Here is an 18529-nt window from a genome sequence, read left to right on the forward strand (position 1 = left end):
CGTAATCTTGAAAACGCGGCTCCCGTGAAGGCTTTGACAAAAATAGGACGACATCTTTTAATTCATAAGAATTTATGTACAATACTAGGGTAGTTTTATTTCTTCATAATGCTGGAGGTCATATGAAAAAATTCCGTATCATTGCCTGTATTTCGGGCATTGTATTTTTAGCGGCGGCCTTATCATCCTGCGGAGGGAAAAAAGGCGTGGCGAAAGACGGTACGTATACCGGCACCGCAATCGCCCACAACGGCCCGCTCACCGTCGAAGTAGGCTTTGCAAAAGGCGCCATCACGTCGGTAGCCGTAACACAGCACACGGAAACTAAGGGTGTAAGCGAAAACGCTATCGCAAAAGTTTCCGAAGCGATCGTAAAAAACAATTCTACAAACGTCGATTCCGTAAGCGGCGCTACGATCACTTCTTATGCTATTAAAACGGCCGTACAGAATGCGATCGAACAGGCAGGCGGACAGCCGAGCAATTACGCTAAAGAAGTTTCCAAAGCAAACGAGGGAGATAAAACGCTCGAATGCGATGTTGTCGTCATCGGAGCCGGAGGCGGCGGTATAACGGCAGCTGCGCGGGCACAAGAACAAGGGGCGAAGGTTATCCTCATTGAAAAGAACGGACAGGTAGGCGGCGACACCGCTCTTAACGCGGGCACGCTCATAGCGACCGGTTCGAAATTCCAAAGAGAACAGTTAAAAGAAATCAAAGATTCTCCGGAACTGGCATACAGCGATATCATGCGTATAGGAAAAAACGTAAACGATCCCGTCTTGGTTTCCATGATCACCAAAACCATCGGCAAAACGGTAGACTGGCTCATCGACGACATGAAAGTGCCGTACAACGTTGCCGCAACACAATACCCCGATCATTCGGCTAACAGACAGATCGGCGTTGTAGGGCGCTCTCCGGCATTCTTTGCCGCAATGCAAAAAAATTTTGAAAACCTCGGCGGAACATTGCTTTTGGAAACAAAAGGTGAATCCCTAATCTTCGAAGACGGAGAAGTAAAAGGCGTTACGGCAGGCGACAAATCGGGCGCGAAGATTACGATCAAAGCGGCTTCCACCGTTATCGCCTCGGGCGGTTACGGAGCGAACGCGAAGCTTCTTCCGAATACCCTCACGGGGTATATGTTTTACGGACGCAGTACGGACACGGGAGACGGCTTTACGATGGCAAAAGCGATCGGCATAGATACGATTAACCTCGACTGCGTAAAAGTCTACGCACAGGGCGTAGAAACAACTCCCGGAAGAGCTCTTGCGGCGACGGCATCTTCTACCGCAGCTTCCAACGGACACGGAACGATATACGTAAATACAAAGGGAGTTCGCGTCGTAAATGAAACGGGAACGCTTGCGGCACAGACGGAAGCGACCGTAGCGCAGAGCGACAAAATCCTGTATCTCTTAATGGACGAAGATGCATACCGCGCATACGTGGCAAAGAGCCTTGAAGACAAACTCGTCGCATCCGAAAGCGATATCGACAAATGGTACAACATCTCAAACGACGGCAAACCCGTAATCGCAAAAAGCGCAAATCTTGACGAGCTGGCAAAAACTATGGGCATAGACGCAAGCGCATTGCAGACAACCGTCGCAAAATACAACGACAACTGTGCAAAGGGAGCCGATCCCGAATTCGGCAAGAAAAACCCCGTCGCTCTTGCATCGGGCGGCACGTACTACATAGTAGAACAGCGTCCTCGCTTTTCCACGACCTTGGGCGGTTTAAAAGCCGATGCTTCCATGCAGCTGCTCTCAGGCGGAAAGCCCGTTAAAAACTTATACGGAGCCGGAAGCGTTGTAGGCGGTGCAAACGGCCGAGACTCGATGACTGCAATGATGAATTCATGGGCGATCGGTTCGGGACGCATAGCCGGTGAAAGCGCTGCAAAAAACGCAGGTAAATAAATAATCCGAAAATACGCTCTGTAAAAAACGATCGATGTGACGGCGATGCTTGGAAAAGAAACGCGCTTCGAAACAACCGAAGCGCGCAAAAATGAGCTATTGCAGATTCGAACTGCAGACCCACGCCTTAAAAGGGCGTTGCTCTACCTACTGAGCTAATAGCCCAAGCTGTACGGCAAGTATGTCGGTTACTATATTATTTTTCGTAATAAGTGTCAATAACCTGCCGCACATCTCAATTTTTTTTAATAGCCCGTAACGGCGGCGCTTTCGTCCCAATCTTCAACGATTTTGACGCCGCTCGACGTGCCGAGCCTGTTCGCTCCGGCAGAGAGCATCGCCGAAGCGGTTTCTGCGGAGCGTATGCCTCCCGACGCTTTTACGCCGAGGGATGTGCCGACCGTTTTCCGCATAAGCTCCACGTGATGAACCGTCGCGCCGTTCGGAAGCGGCTTTCCGTCATCTCCTTTCGGATTTGCAAAACCCGTCGATGTTTTTACAAAATCTGCTCCGGCTTTTGCCGCACAGGTACAGCACGAAGCGATCTCTTCATCGGAAAGAAAGCAGGTTTCGAGAATCACTTTTACGACGACGCTTTTTCCCGCTTTTTTTGCGGCATCCCGCGCCGAATCAGTGACGGCTTTGATGTCCGCTTCCACGTCTCCGAAACGGCCGTCCTTTGCGGCACCTATATCGATTACCATATCAACTTCATCCGCTCCGTCCGCAATCGCGCGCGCGGCTTCAAACGCTTTGACGGCGCTTGCATTCGCGCCGAGGGGAAAGCCGATGACGGTACACACTCGGACGGTCGAACCTTCCAGTTCGGAAGCCGACAGCCGCACGTAGGCGGGGTTCACGCATACCGATGCAAAACGATATTTTTTTGCATCCGCGCAGAGCTGTCGTATTTTTTCAGTTCCCGCTTCCGGCGCCAAAAGCGTATGATCGATCATCGACGCAACCGTTTCTTTTTTCATAATCATCCCTGCCAAATAATCAATTTATAACGAATACAGTATAGCGGTCTTGCACGGTTTTCGGCAATAGTGTATTATTTTACGCGTGGTGCGTGCCGTGTTACGGCACACAAATAAATCAAGCTATAACAGGAGAACACTTATGGCGTACAGAATCAACAAATCGCAGTGCGTAAACTGCGGAACCTGCGAACCCGACTGTCCGGTCGGCGCTATATCGGAAGCCGATAACGCCCGCATCATCGATGAAGAAAAATGCATCAGCTGCGGAACCTGCGCAGGCGAATGCCCGACTTCGGCGATCGCGGAAGTGTAACTTTTGCTGCAAAGCGGGGACATGCCGGACTGCGTAACATAGGGCTGCCGGCTGTCCTTTTTATGCAGGCGACTATGGCAAAGCGTTTTCTTTATTACGTATTTACAGCATTTTCCTCGGCAGCGAAAGCGATAATTCTTATCGTATTGTGCGTGCTTGTCGGCTGTGCCGTTACGTTTCCGCTGTGGCGCTTTGCAACTTCGCTCCCTTCCGTCTACACGGCAGTCGTCCTCAGTCTTTTTGCCGCATACGTCGTATATAAAACGGCTCGCGCGATAAAAAAATCGACGCGGAGAACGGTGCTGTGCATCGTTCTCAATATTGTCATCATCGCATCGGGACTTACGGCGGCAGTCGCGCTCGTATTTGCCGGCGCACGCTTTATCGCGATCCCCGTCATCATCCTCATCCCCGTACTCTGCATTATCTCATCCCGTCTTTTGCGGGGTGAACAATAAGCGATTCCATGCAAAAGCTGCGCCGCTTTTTTTTTACGGCAGCCGTCATTGCATTTTTTTTCATTCCGCTCCGAAAAGTATCCGCCGAGCAAAATGCAGCACATCCCTCTACTCTATCGAATTCCGCTTCGGCGCAAAACGGTATTACGCTGTACACGGAAAAGCTCCCGCGCATTCCGCGTCTTTCTTCGCGCGACGACGTTTTTAAACAGTACGGTGCAGATGTCGAGGAAAACTATAAGCGTTCCGCTTCGGGAAAAGCAAAGCACGTGCAGTTTTATGCGTACACGCCGACGGCCGACGATACGCTTTTTACCGTCGCGGCAGCCTGTTCGATCCCATACGAGACGATAGCGACGGTAAACGGCATCGCGAATATCGGCGACATAGCCGAAGGTAAAACGATCATTCTGCCGACCGATGCGGGCTTATTTGTACCGGAAACGCCGAAATCGTCTATCGAAATATTAATAGAAAAAAAATATTTTTCGATTATGGAAAATTTGCCGAAAGCGTGGTATAGTATAGACGGCAGACGTTTTTACTTTCTGCACGGAGAGCGTTTCGGCTCGACCGAGCGCGCATATTTTCTCGATGCGGATTTTAAAATGCCGCTCGATGCTTCGTGGCTGTCGTCCGCATACGGCATGAGGATGAGTCCGCTTTCCGGCGAAATGCGCTTTCACCGCGGCATCGATTTGGCAGCTCCCGAAGGTTCGCCCGTGTATGCATGCAAAAGCGGAAGCGTCATACGCTGTACAAAGGGCGATCCGATATACGGAAATTACGTCGTGCTCAAACACGACAAGGGCATGACGAGCATCTATGCGCACCTGTCGGAAATAGACGTGCGCGAAGGCGATATCGTCATAGGCAGAGCTCGGATCGGGCTTGTAGGAAAAACGGGAGCGGCGACGGGGCCGCACCTCCATTTTGAAATACGCGTAAACGGCGTTTCGACCGACCCGCGAGGTCTTTTGCCGGATTACGGTGACAGGCAAGGGCGATGAAGATACACGGCATCTGCAGTAAAATTATTATTTTTTCCCTTTTATGCGCCGCATCTCCGCTTTTTGCCGAAACGTTCCGTGTGCGAAAACTTTTTTCGATACGGCTTACCGGTACGGTGCAAAGCGAACAGACGCTTGTCACCGGCATCAACGACGGCATTGCAATTCTCCTGCCCGAAGATCGCAGCTGGCTTGAAGGCATCGAAATAAAGATAGCGATTCCCGAAGCGGTTGCCGCATGGCAGGATTCGGTCGCCCTCTCCCTCTACGACAATATAACGCCCGACCCCGCCTCTTCCCGCATCGATTACAGCGGATCGCGTTCCTTTGTCAAGCCGCTTCCGACCCGGCTTTCGTGGATTATCCAAATTCCACTTTCGGCATCGGCATCGTTCAAAGAAAGCGCATACGCGACAAAACTCGACGTCACCCCAAACACAAAGCGCGGCTTCGTGTTCGTGCGCCTGCAGCCCGCGATGAAAGGCATTCCCGACGAAACGATCAACGCGGAATTAAAGATTACCGTAAAGCCGATCTTAATAAATAAAGGGAAACTGCGAGTTTCCGTCGCCTGTCCGAACGGTGATGCCTCTCCGTATACGATTTTTATTGACGGCACCAAGACGGATGCCGACGCAGGCTATACGCTCTCTCCCGGCGTGCACGACATAAACATCGTTTCCGATTTTTACCGCGACGAAATGCGTACGGTGCGAATCGATCAGGCAAAGACGACAGAGCTCGCGATTACGCTCAAGAGCCTTGCTCCGACACTGCTCGTCACTTCTCCCGACAATGCTGCGGTATATGTCGACGGCCGGAAGTGGACCGCGTTCGGCAAAGAGACTGAGATTTCCGAAGGAGAACATACGGTGCGCTTTGTCATGGGCGACTACGAAATCGTACGCACGCTCAACGCACAAAAAGGCAAATCCTATACGGCGTCAGTCGCCGTCGATGTAAAGATAAGCGAAGAGTAAATAATCAAGCGTCCGCATAAAGGTAAAAACGCGCCGATTTTTTTTAAATCAGCTAATTTTTTTCGGCATTTCGGTCGATATAGTATATACCGGGAGCATTTCCCCTCCCACCCATGCTTCCGGTTGCCTGATGGGCATTGGAGCCGATATGCGTTTTGCGTACCGGCTCCTTTTTTATACGGGTGTACAGACATTATGAGGCAACAACACATGTCGTACTGCCCGCTTGACATACCGTTTTTTTTATGCCATAGTATTTTTATGATATATACGGCGCTACTATATGCAAACACTTTCTCGATGTGTCGACGGTGACGGTGCTGTATAGTGTTATCGCGTAGATTACAGACCTGTCGCTTCGGCGGCGGGTCTTTTTTGTTTTAAATAACGACGCACGGCGCAATGTGCAAGGAGCAATGCAATGGCAGGAATGGATGCAAAAGGAAAATACCGGCAGTTTCCGATAATCGATATCGGACGGCGCGAATGGCCGGATAAGCTTATCACAAAAGCGCCGGCGTGGTGTTCGGTCGATCTCCGCGACGGCAATCAGGCGCTCGTCAATCCGATGGGCGTCGAGCAAAAACTCGATTTTTTCGATCTGCTCGTAAAGATCGGATTCAAAGAAATCGAAGTGGGATTTCCGTCCGCATCCGAAACGGAGTATATATTTTTACGCCGGCTTATCGAAGAAAACCGCGTGCCCGAAGACGTAACGCTGCAAGTGCTCTGCCAGGCGCGCGAACACCTTGTCAAAAAAACCTTTGCATCGCTGAAAGGTGCGCCGAAAGCGATTTTCCACATATACAATTCGACGTCCCCCGCGCAGCGAAAGTATACGTTCGGCATGACAAAAGCGCAAATAACGCAGCTTGCCCTCGACGGCGTCAAGTGCGTGCAGGACTGTCTTTCGGATGCGGGCGACACGCATATCCGACTTGAATATTCGCCTGAAAGTTTTTCGACGACCGAAATCGAATACGCGGTCGAAATCTGCGAAGCGGTAAAAGAAGAGTGGGCGAAAACGACAAGCGATAAAATTATTTTGAATTTGCCGACGACGGTCGAATGCGCGACGCCGAACATCTTTGCCGATCAAATCGAATATTTTTGCAAACACATATCGAACCGCGAAAACGTCATCGTCAGTTTGCACAATCACAACGACCGCGGAGAAGCCGTCGCTTCGTGCGAACTCGGCTTGCTTGCGGGAGCAGATAGAGTTGAAGGTACGCTTTTCGGAAACGGCGAGCGCACGGGAAACCTCGACATCGTAAACGTCGCCCTCAATATGTATACGCAGGGCGTCGATCCCGCTCTCGATTTTACGCATATCGACGGCGTGCGCGAACGCTACGAAGAGTTCACCGGCATGACCGTCGGCCCGCGCGTGCCTTATGCGGGCGAGCTCGTATTTACCGCGTTTTCGGGTTCCCATCAGGATGCGATTCGAAAAGGCATGGCTGCCCGAACTCAGGCAGGAGAGAGCGCTCTGTGGGACGTACCCTATCTTCCGATCGATCCTCACGACATCGGAAGGCAATACGAAGGCATCATCAGAATCAACAGTCAAAGCGGAAAAGGAGGAGCGGCCTTTATCCTCGAGCAGGACTACGGCATCATGCTGCCCAAAGCGATGCACACACCTTTCGGCGATATCGTTAAAGCTGCGGCGGACGAAGCGCAGAGGGAACTCAAAAGCGAAGAGATATACGATATCTTTGCAAAGACATGGCTCAATAAAACCTCTCCGCTTAAAATACTCGATTTGAACGAAACGCATCTCGACCGCGGCATCGAAAATGAGGGCGACGAACAGGTTATGTGCCGCGCCGCAGTCGAATGGAAGGGCGAAAAGCATACGATCGGCGCAAAGGGAAACGGCCCGCTCGACGCTTTCGTCAATGCGCTGAAATCGACACCCGTTCCGAAATTCAACATAGCATCGTTCCACGAACACAGTATCGGACGCGGCAGCGATACGAGCGCTATGGCGTACGTGCAGATCACGACGGAAGACGGAAAGCAAGTGTGGGGCGCCGGCAGAAGCAGCAACGTCGGACGTGCGGGCGTCGCCGCTGTCGTAAGCGCGATAAATTTTTAATAGGTCGAATGAAGGCATCAGCTAATAAAGCTGTGCTTTCGGCGAGAACCCGGTACGGTTATTCCATAAGGTAATTATAATCCGCAGCCGTATCAGGTACATTGGCCGCATCGTTTTCATTTCCGGTTTTCGTTCCGCTTCCGCCGTCGAAGAGGTCGGACGGAATTGTGAGCGGAGAGGTATCGTAGGGTTCGTCATAGCCGAATCCCGATTTGTACATTTCCTTTTGCAGCCGATCGATAAATACAGCGGTCGCATTTTTATCCGAATGGATCGTACAGAATTCGGTCGGTTCGGTTCCCGAAAGAAACCATTGCGTCGTTATGTGGTTGCCGCATTCGGGCGTCGGCAGCAGTCCGCTTTCGGTGCATACCGTCGCGCGGATAACGCCGGATGCGGGCGCGGCGAAATCTTTCGACGGAAGATCTTTATGAATCGCGCCCATAAAGTCGCCCATCGCGGGGCCCGCAAGCGTGGCTCCCGTTATGTTGAGTCCGAGCGAATTGCCGCGCTTGTCGAAGCCGAACCAAAAAGCCGACGTATAGTACGGACTGAACGCGATCGTCCACGCGTCCGCCCAGTTTTGCGTCGTTCCCGTTTTGCCCGCGAGCGGAATCGCATACGACTTTCCGCTTTCCGTTTTATATGAAAGCTTTGCTCCCTGACCTGCGAGCGTTCCGCTCTTTACGGTGTTCGTCAAAAGCTGTGTCATAACGTATGCCGTTTGCGGCGAAATGATTTGCGCGGAGGCACCTTTTTGCTGCTGCGCCAAAAGGATATCGCGTTCGGGATTAAAGATGATATTTCCGTTTCTGTCTTCGACCGTGCGGATCGCCATCGGTATGACTTCTTTTCCGCCGTTTGCAAAGATAGCAAATGCCCGCGCCATTTCGATCGGTCGCACGTCGCAAACGCCGAGTCCGAAGGGGTAAACAGGAATAAAGCTGCGCTCGCGGTATTCGCTTTGCGGGATGCCGAGCAGTTTTGCCGCCCTGTCGATTGCGGCGTCAAAGCCGACGGCATCGAGCACTTTTATGGACGGTACGTTCATCGAATGGGCAAGCGCGTACCACAGCTGGACATTGCCTCGGTATACGCCTTTGAAATTCTGCGGAATATAGGGCGTGCCGTCGGATTTGTGAAAGACGGTCGGCGTATCGGAGATAACCGTCGCGGCAGTAAATTTTTTCGAATCGATCGCCGCAGAGTAGTAGAGCGGTTTAAATGTGGAACCCGGCTGAAAGCGCGATTGCACGGCGCGGATAAATTGATTGCTTTGTCCGTACTGGCTGCCGCCGACGAGAGCTGTGATATAGCCCGTATCGTTTTCGATCGCGATCATCGTTCCTTCGATCGTCGTCCGCTCGCTTTCCGCTTGCGAAATTTTCGTCGCGTTATTGACGATCTGCATCTTCAAATCTTCAAGACCGAACATGAGGGAGCATGTATCGAGCACGGGATTGATTTCGTCGACAAAGGCGCCGTTTGCGGTTTTTTGCGCACGTTCGGCCGAAAGCTTTATGCCAGGCAGACCGAAGGTGAGCGCGATAAGTTCGGAAAGCGGAACGTAGGGGCTGAACGTCGTTACGGCGCGGTTTCCCTGTTCCCGCCTCCACATTCGATTCGCCTGCGAAATGTATTTATCCATAACTGCCTGCGCCGCCGCCTGATGTGACAGGTCAAGCGTCGTATTGACGGTAAAGCCGCTCGTGTAGATGTCTTCCGAACCGTAAACCATATTGGCGAGCTCGCGCCGCACGTATTCGCTGAACCACGGCGCTTTATCGTCGCGCGTAAAATATGCCGATGCGCTCGTCCTCGTGTAGTCGAAGTCTGCCCAGTACGCATCGAAGGATTCGTCGGCGTCCGCCTTTGTGATATAGCCCCTGTTTACCATCGAAAGCAGCACGTCGCGCTGCCTGTCCATCGCCCTGTTCGGATGATCGAAAGGATTGTAGTACGCGGGATTCGACAGCTGGATGACGAGGATCGCCGCTTCGGCAGGAGTAATTTCGGTCGCATCGTGTCCGAAATAATATTTTGAGGCCGCGTTGACGCCGTAGGTACCGCCGCCGAAGTAAATGCGGTTTAGATAGGTTTCGAGGATTTCGTTTTTCGAAAGCCGCCGCTCCATCTGCATCGCCCACCACAGCTCTTTGATTTTTCGCTTTACGCTCCTATCGGAGCGGTCGCAGTAGAGCGTTCCCGCAATCTGCTGCGTCAACGTCGAACCGCCGCCGAGTGGGAGATGCAGCGCCTGTCCGATCACTGCGCGCACGATCGCCTTTGCGGAATAGCCGCGGTGCTTGTAAAAGACGCGGTCTTCACGCGTGAGCAGTGTATTTATCATCAGACGAGGTAAGCGTTCGAAGCTGATGATTTCGCGCTTTTCGTCGGACGAGAGTTCCGTGATGAGTTCCCCGTTTATGTCGAGCAGTTTTGTCGGCAACGCCGTTTCGAATTCGGTGATGTATTCGGTATTTTTGATATTGATCGTTTCGGACAACGCCCAACCGAGCGTGCCTCCGAACGTGAGCGCAAAAAATGCGAGCAGCGCAATCGCTGTAATGGTCGATTTTTTTATCGAACCGGTAATTGTGTTTCGTATCATACGCGTTAATCCGTATACTAGCCCGAATAGCGTATTTTGTAAATCACCCGCATTTACTTGATTTCACATTAGACAGCCCCGTGTTTGTTCTTATACGGCAGTTGCGGTCGGCTTTACTACCCTTTGTTATACGACGCAAGGCATCGGAACAGCAAACCTTCCGCACGAATAAAACCGGTATGCAAAAAAGGCACAGTCGTTTCGGCCGTGCCTTTTTTTACCGGCGGGAACTCCGCCCGTCAATCATCAGCGCTTGAGCGATAAAATCGTTTCAAGCATCGAGTCGGTCGTTTGAATCGTCTTTGCATTCGATTCGAAACCGCGCTGCGTAACGATCATATCGGTGAGCTGTTCGGCCAAATCGACGTTCGACATTTCGAGTGCTCCGGAAAGCAGTTTACCCTTTCCCGCCACTCCGCTTTCGCCGATCATCGCCTGCCCCGAATTGTTCGATTCGGTGTACGTATTGTCGCCCGCCTTTTCGAGACCGCGGTCGTTCGTAAAAGAAGCCATTGCGATCTGTCCGAGCGTGCGCACGCTGCCGTTCGAATAGACACCCGTTATGACGCCGCTCGAATCGATTTTGAAATTGTCGAGGTAACCGAGCGCATAGCCGTCCTGCGAAAACGCTTTTGTCGTCGAGCGGGATGCATCCTGCGTGATCGTGTCGGTCATGCTGCCGATCGTACCGATGTTGATGTTGAGCGTTTGCCTATACGGATTGCCGTCCGCGTCGGGATTCGATTCGGGAACGGTAAACGACGTCTGCAGCAAAATCTGCCCGTTTTCGTTCGATGCGACGCCGGCAGAATCTTCGACGGAAAGCAGGCGCCCCATATTGTCGAAAGATACGATAAACGTATTTCCCATGCCGTCGGTCGTATTGAGTCCGACTCTCGTCTGCGTAAAGTCCGCGTTGTCGGCATCGACGTTTACCGTCGCCTGCCATTGATTGACCGCGCCGGGAACCCTCGCAAACGATACCGACAAAAGGTGCTTGTTGCCGAAGCTGTCGTAGATTTCCTGTTCCGTTCCCCACGTGCCGCGGATGATGTCTTCCGCGTTCGCCTGTTCGGGAATGAGCGGCGTATTTTTATCGAGGTTGCAGCGGAACAAAACGTTTTGCGTCGCACGCGCCGGATCCTTCGATCCGACGGGGATAACGATATCCGTCGGAGTGGCGGCCGTCGAAACGATTTCGATACCGTTCACTTCCTGCGCCATCCAGCCCTGCACGCGCATACCGTTTGCAGGATTGACAAAGGTGCCGTCGCGGTCGAGCGAAAAATCTCCGTTCCGCGTATAATAAGACTGCTCGCCGTCCTTTAAGATAAAAAAGCCGTTGCCTTCGATCGCGATGTCGGTCGTCACTCCGGTCGTCTGTAAATTGCCCTGCGTAAAGATATTGTCGACGGATGCGATCATCATGCCGAGTCCTACTTCTTTCGGATTGACGCCGCCGAGTTCGTCGTTCGGACGAGCCGGTCCCGAAAGCTGCTGGGAAATCATATCTTGAAAATTGACGCGGGCACGTTTAAAACCGAAAGTATTTACGTTCGCGATGTTATTGCCGATGACGTCCATGCGTGTCTGGTGATTTTGTAATCCCGAAACGCCCGAATACAGTGATCTCATCATAGAGCTGCCCCCGTTTAATTTCCGTAAATCGCGCTGATCTGATCCATCGTGTAGTATCTGCCGCCTACCATGACGCGCGGCTTTTCTTCGCGCGTTGCAGCCTGCACGACACCCGTCGTAGTGGTATCTCCGACGTTGAGCTCAACCGTCTTTCCGAGCATCGAAGACGCTTCGGAAACTCTGAACACGCCCGCGAGCTTTGTAAACTCTGCGCTCATGTTCGTCATCTGTTCAAGCGATGAAAACTGTGCCATCTGAGCGATAAACTCGGTGTTTTCGATCGGACTTGTCGGATCCTGATTCGACAGCTGCGCTATCAAAAGTTTTAAAAAGTCATCCTTGCCCAACGAATGATTGACCGTACGTCCTTTTACGCCAAGTTCTTTGTTGTAGCCGCTTACGGCAAAATCGACCGCCGCTCTGTCGGCTGCACTCATGGTGGTGTTGATTCCGTCCATCATCTACCTCTATCCCGCTGATTAATAATTAATAATTTCAAAACAATTAATAATTTACACAACGACGTTTACCGCGTGTTCGCTTCCGATATAGCTTCCGCCCGAAGCGGCGCTTACTTCCGACACGAAAGCGCTTTCATATCGCCCCGCGTGCTGAGCATCGGCAAAGCCGCCGCCCGCCCCGCTTCCTGAAAAACTTCCGCCCGTTCCGGCCGACGAATAGGCTACGGTAAAACCGCCCGCTTCAAAACCGCTTTGCGCGAACGCGTTCTTGAGCGCGTTGGCGCTTTCCTTAAACGCGTTGTACGCTTCTTCGGAATGCACCGTGATTTGTCCGCTCACTACCTTATCGGAAAGCTGCAAGCTGATCTTTACATTTCCGAGCGATTCCGGGCGCAGCACGAGGTTGATCGTTCCCGCGTTGTTGTCGCGTAAAACGATCGAACCCGCTTTTACAAATTCGGATGCGTTTTGCCGTATTTGATTCGCGAGCATCGCTTGAAAGTTCGAACTTGCGGTCTGTGCGCTTTGACCGTTTGCAGGGGCGACATTTTGCAGAGTACCGTCCGAAACGAACATCGTCAGTTCGGGCGTATCGCCGACTTGAGTATCGATTTTTATCGATTTTTCCGTTTCGGGTTTTACTTCGGAAAGGATTTCCGCCGTTTCCGTTCGAAGATCGGTGACGAGGATTTTGCCGTCCGCATCGAATGCGCGCTCTCGCTTTGAAATAGCTTTTTCATCGCGTATTTCAAATGAAAACGCTTTTTCGTCCGAAAATCCGTTATCCGAAAATTCGTCTCCTTCAGTTTCACCGTCCGACAAATCGGCCGTATGCACAATGGCGCTTCCTATTTGAAACGGGACGGCTTCTTCGGAAACGGATACGCTTTCGGCAAAAAAATCGTCCGTATCGCTTTCGGTTTTTGTATCGATTCCCTTGCCCGCGCTTTCGGAATCGAGCGTTCCGTCGACGAGATATGCGAAATCTTCAAGCAGCGCGGTACGCGCGGCGTCCCCCGCATCGAGGACTTCCGTTTTTTCAAGAGCTTCATCGGCGGTATCGGCCATCCGTCCGCGGCTTTCATCCTGCGTGTACTCAAAAGATTTTTTTTCGTTGAAATCCGAAGACGTACTGTCAACTGGCTCTTTTTTTGCGGTATCTTTTGCAGCGGCGGTTTTGCTTTCTTTTTTCGTATCGACGTCGTCATTCCGCACAGCTTTCGCCTTCGATGCGTCTTTCCGTCTAAGATCCGCAGAAGCGCGCTTACTTTCGTGAAACCCATTCGAGCTTGAAAACGCATCGGAGACTTGAGCGTCGATTTTTTTGCCCTGCGCGCGCGCGAGGAGCTTTGCAAACGAATGCTCTTCGTTTTTCGTACTCGATAAAAGAATTTTTTTTGAAAGCGGGGATGAGAGAGAGTCGATTTTATCGATTGCGTTTACTTTCGGAACCGCGTTTACTTTTGCAACGGGAATTCCCTGCATCGCCATCCTCCATTTGTGCAAACAAAGAATGACCGCAGAGAAGTTCAGTCAAGCGCTTTCGGCTTACTCACCATCTTCCGTTGGACTGCCGCAGCCCGCTCCGCCGGCATGAGCGAAAGCCAGTACGATGTCATCGAATACTGCTTTTTCGTCGTCGCCATTTCTTCTTCTTTGCGCAAAACGTCGATCACGAGCTGATCGTCCATCGCCACAAGTTCTTGAACGGCCGCGGCGGGCGGCATATTGTACAGACGCGTTGCGATCTGTTCTATGTTTACTTCTTTATCATCGTACTTTTTTTGCAAATTGTTAAATGTTTTTTCGCGTTCTTCGAGTGTTTTTTCGCGTTCGGCAAGTTCGGCCGCAATCCGCTCGTTTTGTTGTCCCGACGCGGTCAATTCGCTCTCTTTTTGATCGAGTTCTTCCTTATAAAGCCTGAGCGCTTCGCGCTGTTTGTCTATGCGATCCTGATCGATATCGTTGTTGAGCGGGCGAACGGCGGTCATCGACGTCTGAACTTCTCTGCCGAGGATACGGTACAGCGGCGTAAACAGCGTCTTTGCGTGAATGATTCCCAAATAATCGAACCACAACAAGCCGCCGAGACAGAGAATTATAATCAGAAAAAGAAGGACAATCGATTTGCCCAGGTTTTTTCCTTTTGCCATCGTAACCCACCCGTTTATATATTTGGTTCAATTTCGAGTTTTCTAAAACTCGAAATTTTCCAACCGTTTCACGCATCGCCGGAATGGCGAGTTTGGAAAACGGATAAAATTATGCTTTCGGCGAGGTTCCGGCTGCGTGCCGCTTTGAGCGTTAAGCTTACGGAAGCCTGCCCAAAAAAGCTCAACCGCGGCATATACACTGCGAGTTTGCGACGCAAACTCGGTAGTGAGCGCAGCGAACGAAGTTCTCGCCGAAAACACAGCGTTATGGATTGATACTTTCCAAACTCGACATTTTACCTACTTCCTACATCGGCGCTAATCCGGCCGATATTGAGCGTTATTTTGTTTAACTTTCGATAAGCCCCGCGATCGCCGCTCCGAGCGTTATATCGTTTTCCCGCGAAATGATTTCCCAATAAAGACCGCGTTCTTTTGTGAGCGCTTCTTCGAGATAGCCGTGCACGCGCGCGGAAAGCATGTGCGTTTTAAAATACGTGCTGCCGTTGCAAAGTATGCACACGGGGCGCGAAGCGTTTTTCCCCTCGCCGCTTTGAATAACGCAGGCTGCAAGGATAGCTGCGGCATAGCGGGCGGAGCGTTCCGCAACCGCATCGATAATCTGAAATATGCGGTCGTAATCTTCGTCGGAAGCGCTTTCGGCGGCAAGGGCACCGAGGGAAGCGTTCGTGTTGTACGGCGCGTGCAAAAACGCGTCGGCTTCGACGAGCGACAGAGCAGGCAATGCGAGGATTCGCTTGGCACACGCTTTGCCGAAAAGCCCTTCTTCCGCCGCAGCTTTCAGCGCTTCAAATGCGACGTCTCCGAGATAGCCGCCCGAACACTGTTTTTCCGTGCGGTATTTTCCGGGACTCAGCGTTTTCGCGTCGAGCGCGTCATCGAAATCGGAGCAGACTATAGCGCCGAATTTTCCCGATTCGCACACGACGATCTGCTTGGCAAAATCTTTTACGCCCTGTATCTCCGGCTGAATATACGCGGCATTCAATCCCGTGCCGAGTATAAGACCTATGTACGACGAATATTTTTTTCCCGCATCCGGCGTCGCAGCTCCGGCAAACAAGGCCGCCACCGTATCGTTTAAGAGCGTGACGCGCCGCAGCTTTTTCCATCCGCGCGCTTCAAGCGTTTTTTTGAGCGTTTCGCCGATACGGCACCCGACAACTTCGGGCGCGTTCACTTCTTTCGTAAACCTGATGAGGATACCGTCTCCGCCGTCGGTGATCTCCATCGGATACGAAAAACAAAAACCGATCGATTCGGCTTTGTCTTTTAAGTGTTCGATGTTCGACGCGATTTCATCGAAAAAATCCGCACGTGAAAGCGTCTTCGCAACTCCGGGCATCTTCGTCTTTTCGAGAAAATCGATCGACGCTTTTCCCTGCTCGTTGAACGACACGAGACATGAGCGGAAATTCGTTCCCCCCGCATCGATGACGATGACGCTCTTATCCGAAGCGGGATTTTCCGGCGGATTGCTGTACGTGCGTATCATATCCTGATAAATTTTTTGCCCGCGGAGACCGGAATTCATATCGTACAAAAGCGCATCGATTGCCGAGTCGATATCGACGTGACGGATAAAATTATGTTTTGCCAAAAACGCGCTGACTGCCCGATTCATAGGCTTTCAGTATACCACAACGCGGCGAAAATGTGAATGATACGCCCGCACTGTACACAATGAACGAAACGGGGTGTTGCGGGGTATCCCCCGCAGGAAGGGGTAGCGCGCAACGAAGTGCGCGCGAGGGGAAGGCTTTCCCCCTTAAAAAAAACATATAAAAAATTACTTGCATAAAGAGCGCTCCGAGTGCTACACTGTGCGCCATGCCCGAGCTCGACATACATGCATTGAAAACGGAACTCAACCCCGAACAGCTGCGCGCCGTTACGACGATAACAGGTCCTATTTTGATCATCGCCGGAGCGGGAAGCGGCAAAACGAGAGTCATCACGTATCGCATTGCGCACATGCTCGACGAGGGTATTCCGCAAAGCGCGATCCTTGCGCTGACCTTTACGAATAAAGCTGCGCGCGAAATGGAAGAGCGTGTCAAATCGCTGACGGGCAAAAAGCTGCAAAACCTCACGGTGTCCACGTTTCACGCATTCGGCGTGCGCATTCTCAGGCAGGACATCGCCAAACTGGGCTGGCGGGAAAATTTTTCGATTTACGATGAAACCGACAAAGCCTCTCTCATCAAAGAGAGTGCGCGGGAACTGCAGTTCACATCCGATGCGCTCGACTTATACAAAATCGCAAATCTTTTTTCAAACATAAAAACCGGGCGCAAAAATTGGGAGACGGCAAACGATATGTACCGAGCGCTCTACGAATCGTACGAGCAGGGATTGAAGCTGTACAATGCGGTCGACTTCGACGATCTCATCATGCTGCCGATCCGCCTGTTTCATGAACACCCCGACGTGCTCGCAAAATACCGTTCTCGCTACACGTACATCATGGTCGACGAATTTCAGGACACGAGTCATCAGCAGTACGAGCTCATGCGTCTCCTTGCCGATAAAAACATCGCGGTCGTCGGAGACGACGATCAGTCGATCTACAGCTGGAGGGGTGCCGATTATCAAAACATCGTGCAGTTCGAAAAGGATTTTCCGAGTGTCAAGGAAATCCGCCTCGAGCAAAACTACCGTTCAACCGAAACGATTTTAAGCGCGGCGAACGGCGTCATATCGCACAACACGAACCGCAAAGATAAAAAACTCTGGAGCGGCAACGGTTCGGGAAAGCCTATCGAACTCTTTATGCCGGAAAACGAAAGCGCCGAAGCGGATTTTATCGCCGAAAGCATTCAAGGCATCGCGATGGAAGAGAGGCGCACATACGACGATTTCGGCATACTCATGCGCGCAAACTCGCAGAGCCGCGCGATCGAAGAAGCCCTGCTCCAAGCGAACATTCCCTATACGATGAGCGGCGGTACGAGTTTTTTCGAACGGCTCGAAATAAAAGATATCGTAAGCTATCTGCGCGTCGCGGCAAATCAAAGCGACGACATCAATCTGCTTCGGATCATCAATACGCCGAGAAGAGGTATCGGGCGGAGTACGATTTCGGCGATAAACGAAACGGCAAAGCAAAATGCGAGCACGCTGTGGGATGCGATCCGCTATCTGCAAAAAGATCCCGCAGGCGCGCTTTCCGATTCGGCAAAAAAATCGCTCGGAGAATTCATCGATACGATCGAAAGCGCAAGGGCAAAGCTTTTCGGCGGACGGGGACTTGCAAACAAAGTGCGCGAACTCATCGACGACGTGCAGTACCGCGACTATATCATCGGCGAATTTCAAAAAAACGAAAAAGCGGTGCGCTTTAAATTGCAGAATATCGAAACGCTGCTCATGTCGATCGAAACGTGGGAAAACAATCCCGACAATTTCGATCCGAGTCTGTTCAATTATTTGAACCGCATTACGCTTTTGAGCCGCGACGACATCGAAGACGACGACGGCAAAGGTAAAGTCAATTTGATGACGATCCACGCGTCGAAGGGGCTCGAATTTCCCGTCGTGTTTATCGCCGGTGCGGAAGAAGGGCTTATGCCGCACGCGCGTTCCGTCGAAGAAACGGACGGAGACGTCGAAGAAGAGAGACGTCTTTTTTACGTCGCGATCACGCGCGCACGGGACAAATTATTGATTACGTCGTGCCAAAAGCGGAGGCGCATGCAGGCGACGGTCGAATGCACGCCGTCGCGTTTTCTTGAAGAGATACCGGAAAATCTCGTCGAATACCATGAAGTAAAAAAAACGGAGCCGGTGAGTGAAGATAAAGCACACGATTATTTTGCCGACATGCTGAAAAAGCTCAAAAGCTGAAATCTCAGGCGGTGCAGCGT

The 18529-nt window shown here is 51.7% G+C and carries 14 protein-coding genes and 1 tRNA gene; 7 read left to right on the top strand and 8 right to left on the bottom strand.

Annotated features, from left to right (window positions below):
* Positions 1–122 precede the first annotated feature (122 nt).
* Positions 123–1931 carry an FAD-dependent oxidoreductase gene (locus HMPREF0860_RS02465; RefSeq protein ID WP_021329818.1) on the top strand — a complete coding sequence of 603 codons (1809 nt, stop codon included), beginning with the start codon at positions 123–125 and terminating at the stop codon, positions 1929–1931.
* 92 nt (positions 1932–2023) lie between these two features.
* On the opposite strand, the gene HMPREF0860_RS02470 is transcribed toward HMPREF0860_RS02465, so the two are convergent.
* Positions 2024–2096, bottom strand: a tRNA-Lys gene (locus tag HMPREF0860_RS02470).
* Positions 2097–2176: 80 nt separating this feature from the next.
* Positions 2177–2911: a deoxyribose-phosphate aldolase gene (deoC, locus tag HMPREF0860_RS02475; protein ID WP_021329774.1), complete on the bottom strand. Its 735-nt coding sequence runs from the start codon at positions 2909–2911 to the stop codon at positions 2177–2179.
* Positions 2912–3053: 142 nt separating this feature from the next.
* Here deoC and HMPREF0860_RS02480 point away from each other — a divergent pair, with 142 nt between their 5' ends.
* The 5 genes from HMPREF0860_RS02480 (at position 3054) to leuA (ending at position 7779) form a co-directional block, all read left to right on the top strand.
* The gene (locus HMPREF0860_RS02480) at positions 3054–3227 is read left to right on the top strand and encodes a 4Fe-4S binding protein (RefSeq protein ID WP_021329796.1); all 174 of its coding nucleotides are present in this window, start codon (positions 3054–3056) and stop codon (positions 3225–3227) included.
* Between the two features lie 74 nt (positions 3228–3301).
* Positions 3302–3685, top strand: coding sequence for a hypothetical protein (locus HMPREF0860_RS02485; RefSeq protein WP_156002025.1), 384 nt, complete (start codon positions 3302–3304; stop codon positions 3683–3685).
* Positions 3686–3693: 8 nt separating this feature from the next.
* Entirely contained in the window at positions 3694–4695 is a 1002-nt protein-coding gene (locus tag HMPREF0860_RS02490; RefSeq protein ID WP_021329808.1) for a LysM peptidoglycan-binding domain-containing M23 family metallopeptidase, read from the top strand.
* Positions 4692–5675, top strand: a complete 984-nt coding sequence (locus tag HMPREF0860_RS02495; protein ID WP_021495471.1) for a hypothetical protein — start codon at positions 4692–4694, stop codon at positions 5673–5675. The genes HMPREF0860_RS02490 and HMPREF0860_RS02495 overlap by 4 nt, the downstream gene beginning before the upstream one ends.
* Positions 5676–6096: 421 nt before the next feature.
* Positions 6097–7779, top strand: a complete 1683-nt coding sequence (gene leuA / locus HMPREF0860_RS02500; protein WP_021329829.1) for a 2-isopropylmalate synthase — start codon at positions 6097–6099, stop codon at positions 7777–7779.
* Positions 7780–7837: 58 nt separating this feature from the next.
* On the opposite strand, the gene HMPREF0860_RS02505 is transcribed toward leuA, so the two are convergent.
* The 6 genes from HMPREF0860_RS02505 to HMPREF0860_RS02530 form a co-directional block, all read right to left on the bottom strand.
* Positions 7838–10390, bottom strand: coding sequence for a penicillin-binding protein 1A (locus tag HMPREF0860_RS02505; protein ID WP_021329750.1), 2553 nt, complete (start codon positions 10388–10390; stop codon positions 7838–7840).
* 246 nt (positions 10391–10636) lie between these two features.
* On the bottom strand, positions 10637–12028 hold the full coding sequence (gene flgE, locus HMPREF0860_RS02510) for a flagellar hook protein FlgE (protein ID WP_021329823.1): 1392 nt from the start codon (positions 12026–12028) through the stop codon (positions 10637–10639).
* A gap of 14 nt (positions 12029–12042) precedes the next feature.
* Positions 12043–12489 carry a flagellar hook assembly protein FlgD gene (flgD, locus tag HMPREF0860_RS02515; RefSeq protein ID WP_370586956.1) on the bottom strand — a complete coding sequence of 149 codons (447 nt, stop codon included), beginning with the start codon at positions 12487–12489 and terminating at the stop codon, positions 12043–12045.
* A 51-nt stretch (positions 12490–12540) separates the two neighbouring features.
* Positions 12541–13974, bottom strand: coding sequence for a flagellar hook-length control protein FliK (locus tag HMPREF0860_RS02520; RefSeq protein ID WP_021329810.1), 1434 nt, complete (start codon positions 13972–13974; stop codon positions 12541–12543).
* 44 nt (positions 13975–14018) lie between these two features.
* Positions 14019–14642, bottom strand: coding sequence for a periplasmic-type flagellar collar protein FlbB (locus tag HMPREF0860_RS02525; RefSeq protein ID WP_021329815.1), 624 nt, complete (start codon positions 14640–14642; stop codon positions 14019–14021).
* 349 nt (positions 14643–14991) lie between these two features.
* Positions 14992–16287 (bottom strand): hexokinase family protein, encoded by a 1296-nt coding sequence (locus HMPREF0860_RS02530; RefSeq protein ID WP_021495455.1) that lies wholly within the window; start codon positions 16285–16287, stop codon positions 14992–14994.
* A 206-nt stretch (positions 16288–16493) separates the two neighbouring features.
* Here HMPREF0860_RS02530 and HMPREF0860_RS02535 point away from each other — a divergent pair, with 206 nt between their 5' ends.
* Positions 16494–18509, top strand: coding sequence for an ATP-dependent helicase (locus HMPREF0860_RS02535; RefSeq protein WP_021329809.1), 2016 nt, complete (start codon positions 16494–16496; stop codon positions 18507–18509).
* The last annotated feature ends 20 nt before the right edge of the window (positions 18510–18529 follow it).

It is taken from the genome of Treponema socranskii subsp. socranskii VPI DR56BR1116 = ATCC 35536, assembly GCF_000468115.1.
Classification (GTDB): domain Bacteria; phylum Spirochaetota; class Spirochaetia; order Treponematales; family Treponemataceae; genus Treponema_D; species Treponema_D socranskii.